This window comes from Micromonospora sp. FIMYZ51, from assembly GCF_038246755.1.
GTDB lineage: Bacteria > Actinomycetota > Actinomycetes > Mycobacteriales > Micromonosporaceae > Micromonospora.
Map to the genome: position 1 here is coordinate 3,863,061 of NZ_CP134706.1, position 17,172 is coordinate 3,880,232.

Consider the following 17,172-nt stretch of genomic DNA (forward strand, 5'->3'; position numbering starts at 1 on the left):
CGCGGCGTTGGTCGACGCGGCGTTGGTTAAGAAGGGGCCCCTGCTATGCACGAGGCGTTAAGCAGGGGCCCTTCCTTACACCTCAGAGGGTGCGGGCGAGGCGGTCGGCGAGGATGCGGGCGAACCGCGACGGGTCGGCCAGGTCACCGCCCTCGGCGAGCAGGGCCGTGCCGTAGAGCAACTCGGCGGTCTCCGCCAGGGTGCTGCCGGTCTCGCCCTGCTCGTGCGCCTTGCGCAGGCCGGTGACGAGCGGGTGGCCCGGGTTCAGTTCCAGGATCCGCTTGACCTTCGGCACCTCGTGCCCCATCGCCCGGTACATCTTCTCCAACGTCGGCGTGATGTCCTGGGCGTCACCGACCACGCATGCCGGCGAGGTGGTCAGCCGCGACGACAGGCGTACCTCCTTGACCGAGTCGGCAAGCACACCGCCCATCCAGGTGAGCAGGTCGGCGTACTCGGCACGCTGCCGCTCCCGCTCGGACTCGGCCTCCTTGCGCTCCTCCTCGGTGTCCAGGTCGACCTCGCCCTTGGCGACCGAACGCAGCGTCTTGCCGTCGTAGCTGCCGACCCGCTCCACCCAGACCTCGTCGACCGGGTCGGTGAGCAGCAGCACCTCGTAGCCCTTGGCCCGGAACGCCTCCATGTGCGGGGAGTTCTCGATGGTGGCGCGGTTCTCGCCGGTGGCGTAGTAGATGTCGGTCTGGCCGTCCTTCATCCGGCTGACGTAGCCGGCCAGGTCGGTCAGCTCGGCGGGGTCGTTGGTGGAGGCCACCGACAGGATCTCCAGCAGGGTTTCCTGGTTGTCGGTGTCGTCGACCAACCCCTCCTTGACCGCCGCACCGAACTCGGTCCAGAAGGTGCGGTACCGCTCCGGCTGCTCGTTCTTGAGGTCCTTGACGGTGGCGAGGACCTTCTTCACCAGCCGGCGGCGTACCGCCCTGATCTGCCGGTCCTGCTGGAGGATCTCCCGGCTGATGTTCAGCGACAGGTCGTGGGCGTCCACCACGCCCTTGATGAACCGCAGGTAGTTCGGCATCAGCGCGTCGCAGTCGTCCATGATGAACACGCGCTTGACGTAGAGCTGCACGCCGCGATGCCCCTGCGGAGAGAAGAGGTCCAGCGGGGCGTGCGACGGGATGAAGAGCAACGCCTCGTACTCGAAGGTCCCCTCGCCCCGCATGTGGATGGTCTCCAGCGGGTCGGACCAGTCGTGGCTGACGTGCTTGTAGAACTCGTGGTACTCGGCCGGCTCGACCTCGCCGCGCGGGCGAGCCCAGAGCGCCTTCATCGAGTTGAGCGTCACCGTCTCGGTGGTGGCCTCGGCGCCGTCGGCACCCGGGCGCTGCACGGTCATCCGGATCGGGTGCGCGATGAAGTCGGAGTACCGCTTGATGATCTCGCGGATCGTCAGATCGGTGGTGTAGTCGTGCAGATTGTCCTCGGTGTCGACCGGCTTGAGGTGCAGGGTCACCGCCGTGCCCTGGGGCGCGTCGTCGAGTGCGGCGATGGTGTAGGTGCCCTCACCTGTGGACTCCCAGCGGGTGCCGCCACTCTCGCCGGCCCGGCGGGTGGTCAACTCGACCTTGTCGGCGACCATGAACGCGGCGTAGAAGCCGACCCCGAACTGTCCGATCAGCTCCTGCGACGCCCCGGCGTCCTTGGCCTCGCGCAGCTGGCGCAGCAGCTCGGCGGTGCCGGACTTGGCGATCGTGCCGATGACGGAAACGACCTCGTCGCGGGTCATCCCGATCCCGTTGTCCCGTACGGTGAGGGTACGGGCGTCCCGATCCACCTCGATGGTGATGTGCAGGTCGTCGGTGTCGACGGTGAGGTCCTTGTCGACAAGCGCGGCGATACGCAGCTTGTCCAGGGCGTCGGAGGCGTTCGAGATCAACTCGCGGAGGAAGACGTCCTTGTTCGAGTAGATCGAGTGGACCATCAGCTGTAGCAGCTGGCGCGCCTCAGCCTGAAATTCCAACGTCTCGGTCCGGTCGTTCACACCAGGTCCCCTCTCTCCCCGTCAGTCATGACGATTCCCGAGAAGGATACGATCCGTCGCCGCCCGGGTGCGTGGGGTGGTTCGCCGGTACGCCGGGTCGGGCCGTCGTCGCGCACCCGCGCACCGGTGGCGGGCGGTGCGCGGCAGCGTGTCATCGCCGCCCAGACGCAGGCCACCGACCCGCTCCCGGACCGGAGCGAGTCGGTGGCGGCACAGGTGATGCTCAGCGGCGACGGCCGTACGTCCCGGCGAGCAGCGAGACACCGAGCGCGGCGAAGGCCACCTGGATGAACAACTCGATCCAGTCGATGCCGGCGGTGTCGTCCACGCCCAACAGCCCGGCGACCAGCGTGCCGAGGATCGCGGCGACGACACCGATCAGGATGGTCAGCAGAAACGGAATGCGCTGCCGACCCGGCACGACCAGCCGACCGAGCGCCCCGATGACCAGACCGATGATGATGGCGGTGAAGAAACCGGTGATTTCCATGAGAGCCGTCCCTCCGAACGTTTCCGTCGACAGACACGGTGCCCGAATCGGCGGGTCCGGCAAACGCGAGCCCCGGTCGTACGGCGCATTGTGCGGTAACCGTCACAGTTTCGCGGTACGGCTGTCATGAACCCGCCCGCCGTCGCCACGGTGCCGGGGTCAGCGAGGGCTGATCAGGACCGCGTAGTCGGCCGCGGTGAGCGGCCCCGGTGACAGGGAGAGATCCGCCCGGGGGACGCTGAGCGCCGCGCCGTCCCGCAGGAAGATCACCGCGGTGACGTCGGTGCGGGCGGTGAGCGTACAGACGATCTGCCCGTACGCGAGCGGTTGGTCGTTGCGGCCGGTCTCCGCGTCGGCCGGCGCGACCGTGACCCGGGCCTGCCCGTCGACCAGCTCCACCACCGCGTTGCTGAACGCGCCCGGCAGGGCGCTGGTCAGGCCGTCGTCGCGCTCTGCGGGAGTCGGCCCGGCGAGCAGGTTCCCCAGCTGCGTGTCGACCGTGGGCACCTGGTCCACCCGGCGGATCACCGGTACCAGCCGGTCCTCGCGGGTGAAATGGAGCAGCTCGGTCGCCGAGCCGGTCTCGACCGGCGCCGGAGCAGCGGTCGCCGGAGACGGGAACGGGCCGGGCGGTGGGGTCACCGCCCGGGGCAGATCCTCGGCCGGCACCCCGCAGGCGGCGACCAGAGCGAACAGGACCACCACAAGTACGGCGCGCAGCGCGGCACCCGGGGCGGCCCGCAGGGTGCCGGTGGGCCGGTGGGGCGGGCCGGCGGGCAGCGCGGCGCGCCGGGCGCTCAGGACGCGGACGGGGATCATGACAGGCTCCCGGGCAGGGTGACCCGGAACCGGGCGCCGCCTTCGGGGCGGTCGCTGACCGAGGCCGTGCCGCCGTGCGCGGCGGCGTGCTGGGCCACAAGCGCGAGCCCGAGGCCGGTGCCGTCGCCGCCGCCACGGTAGTTGGCCGCCCGGCCACGGACGAATCGACCGAAGATCGCTTCTCGGTCCTCCACCGGCACCCCCGGTCCCTCGTCGTCCACCTCGATCACTCCCGCGTCCTGCGCCCGGAGCAGCCGCACGGCCACCGGCCCGGCACCGTAGCGCTCGGCGTTGTCGAGCAGGTTCGCCAACACCTGCGCGATCCGCCGCCGGTCCACCTGCCAGGTCGCCGGGGTGTCCGCCGCCAGGTGCACCATCGACTCCGGCAGGTCCCGGTCGCGGCAGGCCTGCCGGGCAAGATCGGTCAGCTCGACCGGCTCCCGGTGCACCGGCTGATCGCTGCGCGCCAGGTCCAGCAGGTCGTTGACGAGTCGCTGGAAGCGGTCGATCTCGTCGGCCACCAGCCGGGCCGCGGTCGCGGTCCGCTCGTCCTGGCTTTCCCGCCGACGGGCCAGCACGCTCGCCGCGGCGGCGAGCGTCTGGAGGGGCGAACGCAGTTCGTGGCTGACGTCGGCGGCGAAACGCCGGTCCCGGTCGATGCGCTGGGCCAGCTCGTCGACCATCCGGTTGAACGAGGTGGAGAGGCGGTCCAGGTCCGGGTCGGTGTCCGGGGCGAGGCGGGTGGTGAAGTCACCCGCGGCGATCCGCTCGGCCGCGTCGGCGACGGCCGTCAGGGGACGCAGCCCGTGTCGGGTGGCGTACCAGCCGAGGGCCGCTCCCGATCCGGCCACCATGATCGCGACTGCGGTCAACGCCAGCGCCAGCACCTGGAAGGTCTGCTCCAGCTCCCGCAGCGAGGCGATCTCGTAGAAGGAGGCCGACTCCGACAGCGGCACGCCGACCAGCATGACCGGGTGGTCGTCGACCCGGATCCGCTGCACCGCCGGCTCACCCGCCGACACCAGGTCCAGCATCCGCGCGGGGATGGCGGCGGTGACGCCCGGTTCCGCGGCCCGCCCGTACCATTTCCCGTTGAGCAGCATCAGGGCTCGCCGACCGGTGCCGGTGTCCAGCGTGCGCAGGGCCTCCGCGACATCCGGGTTGTCGGTGTCGAGACCGGCGCGAACCACCGCCGCGTCGTAGTACGCCGCCCGCAGCACGGTGCGCTCCCGCTCGTCGAGCAGCGTCCGGCGGGTCAGCTCGTACGACACCAGGGCCATCGAGGCGGACAACGACAGGGCACCCACGGCGAACGCGGCGGTGACCCGGGCCCGCAGTCCGAGGCGTCTCATCGTTGCAGCTTGTAGCCGAGCCCGCGCAGTGTCACGAGGTGTTGCGGGTTGGCCGGATCGCTCTCGATCTTCTGCCGCAGCCGTCCCACGTGCACGTCCACCAGCCGCTCGTCGCCGGTGTCGTAGCCCCAGACCCGGCTGAGCAGTTGCTGGCGGGAGAGCACCCGCCCGGCGTGCTCGGCCAGTTCGCAGAGCAGCCGGAACTCGGTGCGGGTGACCGCGACCGGCTCGCCGGCCCGGCGCACCTCCCCGGCCTCGGGGCTGACCTCCAGCTCCCCGAAGGCGAGCACCGGCACCGGCGTCTCCACCGCCGGCACCGCGCGGGCCCGGCGACGCAGGGCCCGCAACCGGGCGGTCAGTTCCTTGATCGCCACCGGCTTGACCACGTAGTCGTCGGCACCGGCCTCCAGCGCGGCGACGATGTCGTGGGTGTCGTCGCGGGCACTGACCACCACAATGGGCACGTCGTCGTCGCGGCGCAACTGGCGGATGGCCTCGAAGCCGTCGATCCCGGGCAGCATCAGGTCGACCAGCACGTAGTCGGCCGGGTCCCGGCGCTGCGTGCGCAGGCCCTCCTCGGCGGTCGCCGCGCCGCGTGCCTCGTAACCCTCGTCCTCCAGGGCGAGCAGTAACGCCAACCGGATCCGGTCGTCGTCCTCGATCACCAGTACCGCTGTCATACCGGAATCATCCCCAAGGCCGCACCTGGTCAGCCAACCGCGCCCGGCCTGCGGGTGTTTTGTCACGCAACTGTCATACGTCCGCGCGGTGCCCGCCAAGCCTGGTCGGCAGGGTGAGAGCCGACCTGGGGACAGGAGAGGAGGCCACGGACGTGACCACGCCACGCCGCCCCGAATGCACCGTGCCCCTCGTGGAGGTGGCCATCACCGAGTTCGATCTGGCCTGCCTGCCGGAGACGGGCGCGGTGTTCGACCGGTTGCTCGCGCTGCGACCGACGCAGGTCGTGATCGACCTGTCCGGCTGCCGGCACATCGACGCCGCCGCGATCGGGCTGCTGCTCGACGTGCACCGCCAGATGGTGCGCGAAGGTGGTGTGCTGGCGCTGCGCAACCCCAACCCGCGCATCGCCCGCATCCTTCAGGCCGCCCGGCTGGATCAGATCCTGCCGGTGCGCTCCGACAACGCCACTGCGACGCACGCGCCGGCCGGCGATCCCGTGCTCCCGGGTACCGTGCCGCGCCCGACCACGTACGGCCGCGCCGCCGTCACCGTACGTACCTGATCCGCACCAGCCGTCCGCGAGTACGAGGAGCAGCATGACCGTCGCCGGGATCGCCGCGGCCCTTGCCGTCGGCCTTGCCGTCGGCGCGCTCGGTCGGCTCGTCGTCCCCGGCCGGTCGAGCGTGCCGCTGTGGCTGACGATGACCATCGGCGCCGTCGCCGCGCTGCTCGGCGCGATCAGCGCCTGGCTCGCCGGTGTCCGTGGGTTCAGCCTGCTGGGCCTGGTCGTGCAGGCTGGCCTCGCCGCGGTCGGCGTGGTGATCGTGGTCGCCACCGCCGGCAAGGAACGTTCCGACTCCCGCTGACCGTCCGCATGGCGACGGTGCCCCCCGCCCGACGCCCCGAGTCCGTGTCCTGGCCGCGACGGCCGCGGCACCGGAGAGGAAGCAGGATGACCGTCGTACCGGACGACAACCTGATGACCCTGATCTGCGACGCGTGCGGCGAGACCACCACCGGCACCGCGTGCGTGCTGCCCGACGCCGAGGTCGTCTGGACGCTCGTCAGCGATCAGGGGTGGAGCGGTTCCCCCTTCGCCACCGGCCCGCACCGCTGCCCGCGGTGCAGCACGCTCCCGCCGGGCGCGATTGCGCCGGGCACGGTCCCGCCCGGTGCACGTCCCGCCGGTCCGGGCACCGGCCCGCCCGGTGGCCGCCCCGCCGGCCCGCCCGATGGCCGCCCCGCCGGGCCGATGGCCGGCCCGCCCGATGGCCGCCCCGCCGGAGTGAGGGCCGACATGGAGCGGGCCGGCGAGGTGACGGTGCTCGTGGACTCCGACGAACTCGCCCCGGAGACCGACGACACGTTGCGGGTGGCGTTGCGCGAGGCGGTCGAGGTGGACGGGACCGTGGTGGTGGACCTGGGCCGGGTGAACGTCATCGACTCGGTCGGGCTGGGCCTGCTGGTCCGCGCCCATCGCGAGGTACGCGAGCGCGACGCCCGCCTCTGCCTGGCCGCGCCGTCGCGGTTCATCCGTACGGTGCTGCACACCATGAAACTCGACGGGGTCTTCCCGATCTTCGAGACGCTCGACGACGCCCTCACCCAACTGGCGGCAGCCGGGGGCGGCAGCGAGGTGGTACGGGTCGACGTCACCCCGGCCGAGGCCGTCCGGCACCGGGGCAACGCCCACAAACCCGTGCTCACCGCCCGGCAGGCCGCTCCCCGCGTACCCGTCTGAGCCACCCCGCCGACGGCGCAGTCACCCGCCCATCGAGCCGAAGGTCGGTGCGCCGGCGGCGTGGTAGGTAAGCATCGTCACGCCGGCAGCGGACGATCGGCTGTCGACCAGGCGCAGGCCGGCGGGGGGCACGCCGTCTGCGAAGAGGCGGCGCCCGGCGCCCAGCACCACCGGGAAGATCATCAGGTGGTACGCGTCGATCAGATTCTCGCGCATCAGCGAGCCGGCGAGCCGGCCGCTGCCGTGCACCTGCAACTCCCGACCGGGCCGGCGCTTGAGCTCGGCGACGGCCGTGGCCAGGTCACCGTCCAGGCGCTGCGTGCCCGACCAGGTCAACTCGTCGTCGCGGGTGGTCGCCACGTACTTGGGCAGCCGGTTCAGCGGAACGGCGATCGGGTCTTCGGGATCTTCCTGCTTCGGCCACCAGGCGGCGAAGATGTCGTACGTGTGCCGGCCGAGCAGGAACGCGTCGGCGCGGGCGAAGATGTCGCTCATGTGGGCGCCGAGCGTCTCGTCGAAGTGTGGCGCCACCCAGCCGCCCGACTCGAAGCCGCCGCTGCGGTCCTCGTCGGGGCCGCCGGGGCCCTGCATCACGCCGTCCAGGGTCAGGAACGTGGTGAGCGTGAGTCGCATGATCGTCTCCTCCTCGTGGGGCGGCACCGCGCCGCCCGCCACTTGAGCGACGACCGACCCGCCGACACTTCGACGTCCACCCCGGCGAGTGTGACCCAGACCACTGCGGGCGTCGTCAGCTTCCGACGACACCGGGCCGACTCCGGACGAGATGTTAATAAGGGGCCCTTCCTATACCTGAGGCGTTAATAAGGGGCCCTTCCTTTGAACCGATGCGGGGGTGGGGCGCGTACCTGTGGGGGAAGGGAGTGGCCCATGAAGCGCCTGACTCCGTTGCTGACCCTCCTGGCGGGGGCGGTGACGGCCGCCGTGCTGTTCACGATGAGTGCACAGGCATCCCCGCCGGGCACCCAACCCGTGGCCGGCGGCGGCCCACCGGCCGCCGCGCCGGCGCCCGACGCCGAGCCGGAGGCCGACGTCGAGGTGGACGGGGACGAGGCGGAACCGGATCCCGCCACCGCCCGGCCGCCCGGCACCGCGCCACCGCGGGAGTCCGACCGGTCGTCGGCCGGCACCGAGGTCGCGTCGGTCGAACAGAACTGGATCGGCCAGCTGGAGAACGGCGCCACCATCGCGATCACCGTCCGGGACGGCAAGGCCGAGGCGTACGTCTGCGACGGCCGGGCCATGGAGCTGTGGCTCTCCGGCACCGTGCGGGACGGGAAGATCGAGCTGACCGGCAAGGACGCGAAGCTCAGCGGCATCATCCGCGGCGACAGCGCCAGCGGCGAGATGATCGTCGGCGTACGGCGGTGGAAGTTCACCGCCCGGCCCGAGGAGAAGGTGGACGAGGCGGTCGTCAAGTCCGGCTCGGTCACCACCCCCGCGATCTACCGCGCCACCGACGACGTACGCAAGGCCGGCATCGACGGCGGCTGGATCTTCCTGCCCGACGGCACCCAGATCGGCATCGTCACCTGGAACGGCGAACCGATCCCGGCGCCGCCACTGGATCCCGCCTTCTACAGCACCGTGGTAAACGGAGTCACCATCACCGCCGAGCCGGTCGTCCCCGGGGCACGATGATGGCCGAGCACCGCATGGGCAGCGCACGCACGGTGCCGCGCCGCTCGCCCGAGCCCACCGTCGAGGTGCTGCGCGACTTCGGCGGCCCTCCGCCGAGCGCGCCGCGCCGCCGGCCCTCGCTGCTGGTCCCGCTTGTGGTCGGGGCGGGGGTCGCGGTGGCCCTCGGTGTCTACGGTCGCACCCACACCCCGACCGGGATCGCGGTGAACGTGGCCGGCTTCTCCTCGCCGTTGACGGTGAAGGTGTGGCTGGGCACCGGCGCGGCCTTCTTCGCGGTCATCCAACTGATCACCGCGCTGTCCATGTGGGGCCGGTTGGGCGGGTTCTCCCCGTCCTGGGCCGGCCCGGCGCACCGTTGGTCGGGGCGGATCGCGTTCCTGCTCACCGTCCCGGTCGCCGTGCACTGCCTCTACGCCCTCGGTTTCGCCGACTACGACACCCGTACGCTGCTGCACTCCCTGCTGGGTTGCTTCTTCTTCGGGGTGTTCGCCACCAAGATGCTGACCCTGCCCAAGCGTGGGCTCGCCGGCTGGGTGCTGCCGGTGATCGGCGGGACCGTGTTCGTGGCCCTGATCGGCATCTTCCTCACCTCGTCGGTCTGGTACTTCACCACGTTCGGCTTCCAGCTCTGATCCTCGACGGCCTGACCACGACAAGATCCCCGGCAGTACTGATCATCGAAAGGCAAGGCAGATCGGATGAACCACGAGCAGGCCGGCTGCTGCCGGTCGCGACGGGCCATGTTGGCCGGCACCGGTGCGGTGGGCGTGGCCGCGCTTACCGGCTGCGCGACGTACGGGCAGTCGACGGCGGCCCCGCCCGCACCGGCCGCGGCACCGGCCGGCAGCGGCGACCCGTCGGCGGACCCGTCCGGCAGCGCCGCAGCCGGTGGCGGGGACGTCGGCACCCCGGCGCTGACCACCCTGGCGGACATCCCGGTCGGCGGGGGACAGATTTTCGCCGACGCGGGCGTGGTGGTCACCCAGCCCACGGCGGGCAACATCAAGGCGTACTCCTCGACCTGCACCCACCAGGGCTGCACGGTCACCTCGGTCGCCGACGGCGTGATCACCTGCGCCTGCCACAACAGCGTGTTCGACATCGCGGACGGCTCGGTACGCAGTGGACCGGCGGGTGCCCCACTGCCCGCTGCGAACGTCACGGTCGACGGGGACGCCATCCGGCTGGCCTAGTCGATGGCACGATGACGCGGCCCACCCCAGGCCCGGGCCGCGCGGGGCCGTCCGGGGCGCGTCGCGCCTCGGACGGCCACTGCCGCGTACCGGCTTTCGGACGGCCACTGCCGCGCTCAGACCGCGAGGGCCTCCCGGACGGTACGTTCCGCGGTGGCGCCGCCGTCGCCGGAGGAGGTGACCCGACCCGACTCCAGCACGTGGTAGCGGTCGGCCACCCGCAGCGCGAAGCCGAGATGCTGCTCGACCAGGAGCACGCTGAACCCGGTCTGCGCGATAAGCGCCACGATCCGGTCCTGGATCTCGGTCACCACCGACGGTTGGATGCCCTCGGTGGGCTCGTCGAGCATCAGCAGCCGGGGCCGGGTGATCAGGGCTCGGGCGATGGCCAACTGCTGACGCTGGCCGCCGGAGAGCAGCCCGGCCCGGCGGCGCAGCAGCGGGCGCAGCGCCGGGAACAGGTCCAGCACCTCGGCGGTGGCGACCGCACCGTCGCGCCGGCCGTCGGCGACCAGGCGCAGGTTCTCCGCCGCGGTCAGGTGCGGGAAGCACTGCTGGCCCTGCGGCACGTACGCGATGCCCCGGGCGACCCGCTGGTGCGGAGCGAGTCGGGTGATGTCCTCGCCGTCGAACTCGACCCGACCGGCGGTCGGGCGCAGCAGGCCGGCGGCGACCCGCAGCAGGGTGGACTTGCCGGCGCCGTTGTGGCCGAGCACCGTGGCGACCCCGTCGACGGGCACGGTGACGTCGACGCCGTGCAGCACCCGGCTACGCCCGTAGCCGGCCTGCACGCCGCTCATGCTGAGCATCATGCCTCCAGTGGGGTCGCGGTGGCGTCGACCGGGTGGCCGAGGTAGACCTCCTGCACGCGCGGGTCGGCCTGCACCTGGGCGACGGTGCCCTCGCTGAGCACCTTGCCGGCGTGCAGCACGGTGACGGTACGCGCGAAGCGGCGCAGGAAGTCCATGTCGTGCTCGATCACCACCACCGTGCGGTCCTGGCTGACCTTCTCCAGCAGCACTCCGGTGGCGTCGCGTTCCTCGTGGCTCATCCCGGCCACCGGCTCGTCGAGCAGCAGCAGCCGGACGTCCTGCACGAGCAGCATGCCGATCTCCAGCCACTGCTTCTGGCCGTGCGCGAGGGTGCCGGCGAGCTGGTCGGCCCGGCCCGCCAGGCCGATCACGTCGAGCGCCTCGGCCACCTCGTCGGGTACGCCGTGCCGGCGGCGCAGCAGCGTCGACCAGCCGCGCCGGGCGCCGGCCGCGATGTCGAGGTTCTGGAGGACCGTCAGCTCCTCGAACACCGTCGAGGTCTGGAAGGTGCGCCCCACCCCGAGGCGACTGATCCGGTGCACCGGTCGGCCGAGCAGCTCCCGGTCGCCGAAGCGCACCGACCCGGTGGCGCGGACCAGCCCGGTGACCGCGTCGACCAGGGTGGTCTTGCCCGCCCCGTTGGGTCCGATGAGGAACCGGAGGTCGCCCGGGGCCACGTCGAGGCTCACCCCGTCGACGGCGGTGAACCCGTCGAAGATGACCCGCAGGTCGCGTACGTAGAGGCCGTGCAGTTGCTCGGTCATCAGCTCACCTCCACCCTGGACCGGCGTAGCCGGCGGAGCAGCCCGGTCCGCCGCTCGCCGTCGCCGCGCCGCCGGGCCAGGCCGATCAGCGACGCCAGGCCGCCGGGCAGGAACGCCACCACCACCACGAAGAGCAGACCCTGGAGGTACGTCCAGGTGCCCGGGAAACGTTCCGACAGGGCGGTACGCGCCCACGCCACCGCGACCGCGCCGAGCACCGGCCCGAGCAGGGTGGCTCGGCCACCGACGGCGACGCCGATGACGAACTCGATGGAGGGCACGATCCCGATCAGCGCCGGGGAGATGATGCCGACGGCGGGCACGAAGAGCGCACCGGCAAGCCCGGCCATGCCGGCGGCGACGACGTACGCGACGAGCTTCACGGTCGCCGGGTCGTAGCCGAGGAAGCGGACCCGTTCCTCGGAGTCGCGCACGGCGACCAGCAGTTCGCCGTAGCGGCTCTGCATCAGGTGCCGGGCCAGGGCCAGCAGCGCCAGCAGGGTGCCGGCGATGATGAAGTACACCATCCGCTGGTTGACCGGGTCGTCCAGGTCGTAGCCGAAGAAGCCCTGGATGTCGGTGAGGCCGTTGGTGCCGCCGGTGGTGCCCTGCTGGCCGATCAGCAGGATCACCATGGCGGCGGCGAGGGCCTGGCTGAGGATCGCGAAGTAGGCGCCCCGGACCCGGCGGCGGAAGACAAGCGACCCGAGCACGAAGGCGACAGCCATCGGCAGCAGCACCGTGGCGGGCAGCGCGAACCACGCACTGGCGAAGGGTCGCCACCACAGTGGCAGTTCGTCCAGTTGCCCGTACAGCAGCATGAAGTCGGGCATGTTGCCCGGCCCCGCGTCGGCGAGCTTGAGGTGCATGGCCATCGCGTAGCCGCCGAGGCCGAAGAAGACGCCCTGGCCGAGGGTGAGCATGCCGCCGCGTCCCCAGGCCAGCCCGATGCCGACCGCGACCATGGCCACGCAGAGGTACTTGGCCAGCAGGGAGAGCCGGAAGTCCGACAGCAGCAGCGGCGCCACCGCGAAGAGCAGGGCCGCGCCGAAGGCGAACCCGGCGGCGGCGCGGAACCGGTGCCGGGACGGCCCGGCGGCCGGCTTCTCCGGCGGCGGCACGGCCTCGGCGGTGGTGACGGGATCTGACGCAACGGTGGTCATGCCAAACTCCGGGTTCGCAGGGTGAACAGGCCCTGGGGTCGCCACTGGAGGAACGCGACGATGGCGATGAAGACCATCACCTTGGCGACGCTGAGGGTGGTCAGGTACTCGCCGCTGGCCTGGAGCACGCCCAGCGCGAAGGCGACGATCACGGTGCCCTTGAGCTGGCCGATGCCGCCGACCACGACGACCAGGAAGGCGTCGATGATCAGGTTGGTGCCCATGGTGGGTCCGATCGGTCCGAGCAGGGTGAGGGCGACCCCGGCGATGCCGGCCAGACCGGAACCGATGAAGAAGGTCGTCCGGTCGATCCGGGCGGTGGCGATACCGGAGACGGCGGCCAGGTCGCGGTTCTGCACCACGGCCCGGATCCGGCGACCCAACGGGGTGACCCGCAGCGCGACGGTGAGCGCGGCCACCGCACAGCCGGCCAGGGCCAGGATGAACAGCCGGTTGTTGGCCACGGTGATCCCGCCGGGTAGGGCCACGTTGCCGGTGAGCAGGTCGGGTGCGCGGGTCTGCACGTTGGGGCTACCGAAGATGTCCCGGGCCAGCTGTTGCAGGATCAGCGACACCCCCCAGGTGACCAGCAGGGTGTCCAGCGGGCGGGCGTAGAGGCGGCGGATCAGCAGGAACTCCAGCAGTACGCCCATCGCGCCGGCCACCACGAAGGCGACCGGCAGGGCGACAAGCAGCGACCAGCCGGCCGCCGTGATGACCTGCTGAAGGACGTAGGTGGTGTAGGCGCCGGCCATGATGAACTCGCCGTGGGCCATGTTGATCACGCCCATCTGGCCGAAGGTGAGCGCCAGGCCGAGCGCGATGAGCAGCAGCACCGCCCCGATGCTGACGCCGGTGAAGAGTTGGCCGATGAGAACTGTCACGGTGCGTACTCCGAACTGCTGGTCAGGCCGACCCGGGCGGGGCGTGGAGCCCCACCCGGGTCGGGGCTCGGGTCAGCTCAGGCCGCCGGCCCACGGGTAGCTCTTGAGGTACGGGTCGGGCGTGATCGGCGCACCGGAGTTCCACACCTCGGTGATCAGGCCGTCCGCGCCGACCTTGCCGACCCGCGCCGTCTTGGCGATGTGCTGGGTCGCTCCGTCCACGGTGACCAGGCCCTCGGGTGCCTCGAAGGTGATGCCGTCGGAGGCTTCGCGGACCTTCTCCACCTCGAAGCTGCCGGCCTTCTCCACCATTGCCTTCCACAGGTAGACCGAGACGTACGCGGCCTCCATCGGGTCGCTTGTCGGCTTGTCCGCGCCGTACTTGGCCTTGTACGCCGCGACGAACTTCTCGTTCGCCGCGCCCGGGGTGGTCTGGTAGTAGTTCCAGGCGGTCAGCTGGCCCTCCAGGTACTGCGTGCCGATGCTCTTGACCTCCTCCTCGGCGATCGACACCGACACCACAGGCATACTTGCCGCGGTCAGCCCGGCGGACTTGTACTCCTTGAAGAAGGCGACGTTGCTGTCACCGTTGAGGGTGTTGAAGACGGCGTCCGCCCCGGAGGACTTCACCTTGTTCGTGATCGTGCCGAACTCGGTGGAGCCGAGCGGGGCGTAGTCCTCCCCCAGCACCTGCATTCCGTTGGCTTCCGCGTACGCCTTGATGATTTTGTTCGCGGTACGCGGAAAGACGTAGTCGGAGCCGACGAGGTAGAGCGACTTCGCGCCCTGCGCCTTCAGGTAGTCGAGGCCGGGAACGATCTGCTGGTTCGTGGTGGCGCCGGTGTAGAAGATGTACGGCGACTGCTCCAGACCCTCGTACTGCACGGGGTAGAACAACAGCGCCTTGTTCTTCTCGAACACCGGCTTGACCGCCTTGCGGCTGGCCGAGGTCCAGCAGCCGAAGACCGCCGCGACGCGATCCTCCCGGATCAGTTTCTCGGCCTTCTCCGCGAACGTCGGCCAGTCCGAGGCGCCGTCCTCGCCGATCGGTTGGATCTTCTTGCCGAGCACCCCGCCAGCGGCGTTGATCTCCTCGACCGCCAGCATGATCGAGTCGCGGACGGTCACCTCGCTGATGGCCATCGTGCCGGAGAGCGAGTTGAGCAGGCCGACCTTGACGGTGTCGCCGGAAACGTCGGCGCTGACACCGGCGGAGCCGCTGGAATCGGAGGTCTTGCTGCCGCACGCGGCCAGTGCGGCCACGGCGACCAGGGTCATGGCACCCGTCAGGATGCGGCGTCCCCGCAACAGTGTCATCAAGTCTCCCTGCGTCGCGGTAAGGCGTGGAGTCAGCAACCCGGGAACGGACGTCGGCCCCGGGTCGAGGATGCGGATGTGGTTGTGCGGTGCGGTCCGTCGGAACTTTTCGCGCTACCCGATGCGGTGGGTGGACACCTGTCGGGTACCGATTCGGATATCGGGCAGGGAAAGCTTCGATCCGCTTCGTTGCGCGGATGTTTCCCAATCCTCAATAGACTGTTTCCGCTGGCTTGTGCCCGCACCGGGCCACAGCACGAAAAATGCCGGCGCCCCGCCGAGAAAGAATCGGCGGAATGGCACCGGCACACGATTTATGGCCACCATGGAACGACAATTTCCGTCCATCGTGGGCGAGTGTCAGCATCCGGTCCGGCGACCGGATACTTCACACAGGAAGCATCCTATGCGGCCAGTCGGCGGGCCTGTCAAGGCACGGTCCGATCACGTCCGGCACGCCCGCCGCCAGGTCGCCGGGTGCGGTCGCCGGTCAGAGTTCGGCGAGCACGGTGAAGTCCAGGCCATCCGCCTCGGCCAGATAGATGCGCTGGCGGACGTGCCGACGGCGCAGCCGCAGCTCACCCCGGGGCCCGTCGTACGACACCACCTCGGCGGAGGCCTCCACCGCGCGTACGTCAAGCGTGCCCGCCTCGGCGATCAGCGCGGCCAGCAGCATCACGCCCTCGTAGCACGACTCCCCCAGGCTGCCCAGCGGCGGTGCCTCCAGGCCGAAGCGGCGGGCGAACGCGCCGTGAAAGTCCAGGTTCTCCTGAGTGACCAGGCCGGCGAAGAAACCGGCCGTGCTGAACAACCGCCGGGTGTTCGCCGCCCCACTGGCCAGCAGCATGTTCTCGTCCATCAACGTGCTCAGCCGCAGGCAGCGCTGGTCCAGACCGGACCGGGCGAAGGCCCGGTTGAAGCGCACCGCGTCGGCACCGACCAGCAGCATCAGCACCGCGTCGGCGTCACTGCGCTCGATCCGGCGCAGCACCTCGGCGTACCCGTGGGTCTCCAGCGGCAGGAAGTGGTGCCCGACCACCCGGGCGCCGCTGCGCAGCGCGTAACGGTAGGCGGCACGGGTGGTCCGACGCGGCCAGACGTAGTCGTTGCCCACCACGAACCAGCGCCGCACCCCCAGGTCGGCGGCGAGCACCCGCATCGCCGGCCAGAGCTGCGCGTCCGGCGTCTCGCTGGTGAGGAAGACCCCTTCGGTACGCTCACCGCCCTCGTACAGCGCGGTGTAGACGTACGGCACCCGGTGCGCGATCCGGGGCGCCACCGCCTGCCGTACCGAGGAGATGTGCCAGCCCGTGACGCCCTGCACCGCGCCCATCGACACCAGGGCCTCCACCTCGGCGGCGACCTCGGCCGGCGGCGCGCCGCCGTCGACCGGCACCAGCCGCAGCTCGCGGCCGAGCACCCCGCCGCGCTGGTTGACCTCCTCCACCGCGAGCTGGGCGCAGAGTTCGCAGCTCGGCCCGAACATGCCCGCCGGCCCGCGCATCGGATACACAAGCGCGATGCTGACCACACCCCGGTCGACGGTGAGCCAGGACGCCCCGGCGGTGATGCTCTCCCCCGCCGCTGGACGCCCGGACCCCGGTGCCGGCGCGGACATGAACACATGGTGGCCGCACCCGCTGGCGAAGACCAGACCTCCCCACTGAGCGGGACGTCTCGGTACCATGACACGGCAACCGCCAGGCGGGAGTGCCATGTCAGACCTTCCCGGCTCCACAGCCGACCTGCTGCCCCTGCTCACCCGCGCCGAGCGGCTGCTCGCGCGCCGGGTCGGCGGGGTGCTCGCCGACGAGTCGCTGAGCATCGAGGCGTGGCGGGTGCTCTGCCTGCTCGCCGACGGCCTGGGCCATCCGATGACCGAGATCGCCGCCGCGGCTTCCCTGCCGCCCGGCACGCTCACCAAACTGGTCGACCAACTCGTCGACCGTAACCTGGTCTTCCGCCGGGTCGACGCGATCGACCGCCGTCGCATCCGGGCCTACCTGACCGCCCGGGGCCGCCGCGAGCACGAGCGCCTCGCCGCGCGGATCCACGCCGACCTGGCCGACCTGGCCACCCCGGACGACCCCGCCCTGGCCACCCTGGCCACCCTGCTGACCAACCTCACCACCCGCCTGACCCCAACCCCAACCCCCACCCCCACCCCGGCCTAACCCCCACCCCACCCGTTACCTTTTGATCGTCCCCAGCCGGGGACTCCTCGGTCGCCCGGCCCGGTATGACTTCCTGCCCCTGTCGTAGGCATGATCCGGGGGGTGTTGTCGCCGGGTCGGGTGG

The 17,172-nt window shown here is 71.2% G+C and carries 19 protein-coding genes and 1 pseudogene; 8 read left to right on the top strand and 12 right to left on the bottom strand.

Features of this window, described 5'->3' with window-relative positions; all coding sequences use genetic code 11:
* Positions 1–82: 82 nt before the first annotated feature.
* The 5 genes from htpG to QQG74_RS17550 all read right to left on the bottom strand — a co-directional run bounded on the left by htpG (position 83) and on the right by QQG74_RS17550 (position 5,340).
* Positions 83–1,999 carry a molecular chaperone HtpG gene (htpG, locus tag QQG74_RS17530; protein WP_341715849.1) on the bottom strand — a complete coding sequence of 639 codons (1,917 nt, stop codon included), beginning with the start codon at positions 1,997–1,999 and terminating at the stop codon, positions 83–85.
* 223 nt (positions 2,000–2,222) lie between these two features.
* Positions 2,223–2,489 carry a GlsB/YeaQ/YmgE family stress response membrane protein gene (locus QQG74_RS17535; protein WP_341715850.1) on the bottom strand — a complete coding sequence of 89 codons (267 nt, stop codon included), beginning with the start codon at positions 2,487–2,489 and terminating at the stop codon, positions 2,223–2,225.
* A gap of 159 nt (positions 2,490–2,648) precedes the next feature.
* Positions 2,649–3,209, bottom strand: coding sequence for a GerMN domain-containing protein (locus tag QQG74_RS17540; RefSeq protein WP_341721264.1), 561 nt, complete (start codon positions 3,207–3,209; stop codon positions 2,649–2,651).
* 95 nt (positions 3,210–3,304) lie between these two features.
* Positions 3,305–4,660 carry a HAMP domain-containing sensor histidine kinase gene (locus QQG74_RS17545; RefSeq protein WP_341715851.1) on the bottom strand — a complete coding sequence of 452 codons (1,356 nt, stop codon included), beginning with the start codon at positions 4,658–4,660 and terminating at the stop codon, positions 3,305–3,307.
* Positions 4,657–5,340: a response regulator transcription factor gene (locus tag QQG74_RS17550; protein ID WP_341715852.1), complete on the bottom strand. Its 684-nt coding sequence runs from the start codon at positions 5,338–5,340 to the stop codon at positions 4,657–4,659. Before QQG74_RS17550 ends, QQG74_RS17545 begins: the two co-directional genes overlap by 4 nt.
* Before the next feature lie 152 nt (positions 5,341–5,492).
* Here QQG74_RS17550 and QQG74_RS17555 point away from each other — a divergent pair, with 152 nt between their 5' ends.
* The 4 genes and pseudogenes from QQG74_RS17555 to QQG74_RS17570 all read left to right on the top strand — a co-directional run bounded on the left by QQG74_RS17555 (position 5,493) and on the right by QQG74_RS17570 (position 7,082).
* Entirely contained in the window at positions 5,493–5,903 is a 411-nt protein-coding gene (locus QQG74_RS17555) for an STAS domain-containing protein (protein WP_341715853.1), read from the top strand.
* A 34-nt stretch (positions 5,904–5,937) separates the two neighbouring features.
* A complete protein-coding gene (locus QQG74_RS17560) occupies positions 5,938–6,207 on the top strand; it encodes a GlsB/YeaQ/YmgE family stress response membrane protein (RefSeq protein WP_341715854.1) in 270 nt (89 codons plus the stop codon).
* An 86-nt stretch (positions 6,208–6,293) separates the two neighbouring features.
* A pseudogene (locus tag QQG74_RS17565) lies at positions 6,294–6,488 on the top strand (anti-sigma factor antagonist); the annotation flags it as partial.
* A gap of 150 nt (positions 6,489–6,638) precedes the next feature.
* Complete coding sequence (locus QQG74_RS17570) at positions 6,639–7,082, top strand: STAS domain-containing protein (protein ID WP_341721265.1); 444 nt, start codon at positions 6,639–6,641, stop codon at positions 7,080–7,082.
* A gap of 21 nt (positions 7,083–7,103) precedes the next feature.
* Here the strand turns inward: QQG74_RS17570 and QQG74_RS17575 are convergent, their stop codons facing one another.
* On the bottom strand, positions 7,104–7,715 hold the full coding sequence (locus QQG74_RS17575) for a dihydrofolate reductase family protein (protein ID WP_341715855.1): 612 nt from the start codon (positions 7,713–7,715) through the stop codon (positions 7,104–7,106).
* Between the two features lie 255 nt (positions 7,716–7,970).
* Between QQG74_RS17575 and QQG74_RS17580 the strand changes: the two genes are divergently transcribed.
* From QQG74_RS17580 to QQG74_RS17590, 3 genes are all read left to right on the top strand, one after another.
* The gene (locus QQG74_RS17580; protein ID WP_341715856.1) at positions 7,971–8,741 is read left to right on the top strand and encodes a hypothetical protein; all 771 of its coding nucleotides are present in this window, start codon (positions 7,971–7,973) and stop codon (positions 8,739–8,741) included.
* Positions 8,742–8,755: 14 nt separating this feature from the next.
* Positions 8,756–9,373, top strand: coding sequence for a DUF6529 family protein (locus tag QQG74_RS17585; RefSeq protein ID WP_341715857.1), 618 nt, complete (start codon positions 8,756–8,758; stop codon positions 9,371–9,373).
* Positions 9,374–9,439: 66 nt separating this feature from the next.
* Entirely contained in the window at positions 9,440–9,934 is a 495-nt protein-coding gene (locus tag QQG74_RS17590) for a Rieske (2Fe-2S) protein (protein WP_341715858.1), read from the top strand.
* A 116-nt stretch (positions 9,935–10,050) separates the two neighbouring features.
* Here the strand turns inward: QQG74_RS17590 and urtE are convergent, their stop codons facing one another.
* The 6 genes from urtE to QQG74_RS17620 form a co-directional block, all read right to left on the bottom strand.
* Positions 10,051–10,734 (bottom strand): urea ABC transporter ATP-binding subunit UrtE, encoded by a 684-nt coding sequence (gene urtE / locus QQG74_RS17595; protein ID WP_341715859.1) that lies wholly within the window; start codon positions 10,732–10,734, stop codon positions 10,051–10,053.
* An 8-nt stretch (positions 10,735–10,742) separates the two neighbouring features.
* Positions 10,743–11,510 (bottom strand): urea ABC transporter ATP-binding protein UrtD, encoded by a 768-nt coding sequence (gene urtD / locus QQG74_RS17600; RefSeq protein WP_341715860.1) that lies wholly within the window; start codon positions 11,508–11,510, stop codon positions 10,743–10,745.
* A complete protein-coding gene (gene urtC / locus QQG74_RS17605; protein ID WP_341715861.1) occupies positions 11,510–12,673 on the bottom strand; it encodes an urea ABC transporter permease subunit UrtC in 1,164 nt (387 codons plus the stop codon). The genes urtD and urtC overlap by 1 nt, the downstream gene beginning before the upstream one ends.
* The gene (gene urtB / locus QQG74_RS17610; RefSeq protein ID WP_341715862.1) at positions 12,670–13,557 is read right to left on the bottom strand and encodes an urea ABC transporter permease subunit UrtB; all 888 of its coding nucleotides are present in this window, start codon (positions 13,555–13,557) and stop codon (positions 12,670–12,672) included. The genes urtC and urtB overlap by 4 nt, the downstream gene beginning before the upstream one ends.
* Positions 13,558–13,629: 72 nt before the next feature.
* Positions 13,630–14,874 (bottom strand): urea ABC transporter substrate-binding protein, encoded by a 1,245-nt coding sequence (gene urtA, locus QQG74_RS17615; protein ID WP_341715863.1) that lies wholly within the window; start codon positions 14,872–14,874, stop codon positions 13,630–13,632.
* Between the two features lie 490 nt (positions 14,875–15,364).
* Positions 15,365–16,492 (bottom strand): substrate-binding domain-containing protein, encoded by a 1,128-nt coding sequence (locus QQG74_RS17620; protein ID WP_341715864.1) that lies wholly within the window; start codon positions 16,490–16,492, stop codon positions 15,365–15,367.
* 97 nt (positions 16,493–16,589) lie between these two features.
* Here QQG74_RS17620 and QQG74_RS17625 point away from each other — a divergent pair, with 97 nt between their 5' ends.
* Positions 16,590–17,048 carry a MarR family transcriptional regulator gene (locus QQG74_RS17625; protein ID WP_341715865.1) on the top strand — a complete coding sequence of 153 codons (459 nt, stop codon included), beginning with the start codon at positions 16,590–16,592 and terminating at the stop codon, positions 17,046–17,048.
* The last annotated feature ends 124 nt before the right edge of the window (positions 17,049–17,172 follow it).

Coding starts and splice junctions, on each gene's coding strand:
- QQG74_RS17535 (WP_341715850.1), bottom strand. CDS start 2,489: ATGGAAATCACCGGTTTCTTCACCGCCATCATCATCGGTCTGGTCATC.
- QQG74_RS17545 (WP_341715851.1), bottom strand. CDS start 4,660: ATGAGACGCCTCGGACTGCGGGCCCGGGTCACCGCCGCGTTCGCCGTG.
- QQG74_RS17550 (WP_341715852.1), bottom strand. CDS start 5,340: ATGACAGCGGTACTGGTGATCGAGGACGACGACCGGATCCGGTTGGCG.
- QQG74_RS17560 (WP_341715854.1), top strand. CDS start 5,938: ATGACCGTCGCCGGGATCGCCGCGGCCCTTGCCGTCGGCCTTGCCGTC.
- QQG74_RS17570 (WP_341721265.1), top strand. CDS start 6,639: ATGGAGCGGGCCGGCGAGGTGACGGTGCTCGTGGACTCCGACGAACTC.
- QQG74_RS17575 (WP_341715855.1), bottom strand. CDS start 7,715: ATGCGACTCACGCTCACCACGTTCCTGACCCTGGACGGCGTGATGCAG.
- QQG74_RS17580 (WP_341715856.1), top strand. CDS start 7,971: ATGAAGCGCCTGACTCCGTTGCTGACCCTCCTGGCGGGGGCGGTGACG.
- QQG74_RS17585 (WP_341715857.1), top strand. CDS start 8,756: ATGGGCAGCGCACGCACGGTGCCGCGCCGCTCGCCCGAGCCCACCGTC.
- QQG74_RS17590 (WP_341715858.1), top strand. CDS start 9,440: ATGAACCACGAGCAGGCCGGCTGCTGCCGGTCGCGACGGGCCATGTTG.
- urtE (WP_341715859.1), bottom strand. CDS start 10,734: ATGAGCGGCGTGCAGGCCGGCTACGGGCGTAGCCGGGTGCTGCACGGC.
- urtD (WP_341715860.1), bottom strand. CDS start 11,510: ATGACCGAGCAACTGCACGGCCTCTACGTACGCGACCTGCGGGTCATC.
- urtC (WP_341715861.1), bottom strand. CDS start 12,673: ATGACCACCGTTGCGTCAGATCCCGTCACCACCGCCGAGGCCGTGCCG.
- urtA (WP_341715863.1), bottom strand. CDS start 14,874: ATGACACTGTTGCGGGGACGCCGCATCCTGACGGGTGCCATGACCCTG.
- QQG74_RS17620 (WP_341715864.1), bottom strand. CDS start 16,492: ATGTCCGCGCCGGCACCGGGGTCCGGGCGTCCAGCGGCGGGGGAGAGC.
- QQG74_RS17625 (WP_341715865.1), top strand. CDS start 16,590: ATGTCAGACCTTCCCGGCTCCACAGCCGACCTGCTGCCCCTGCTCACC.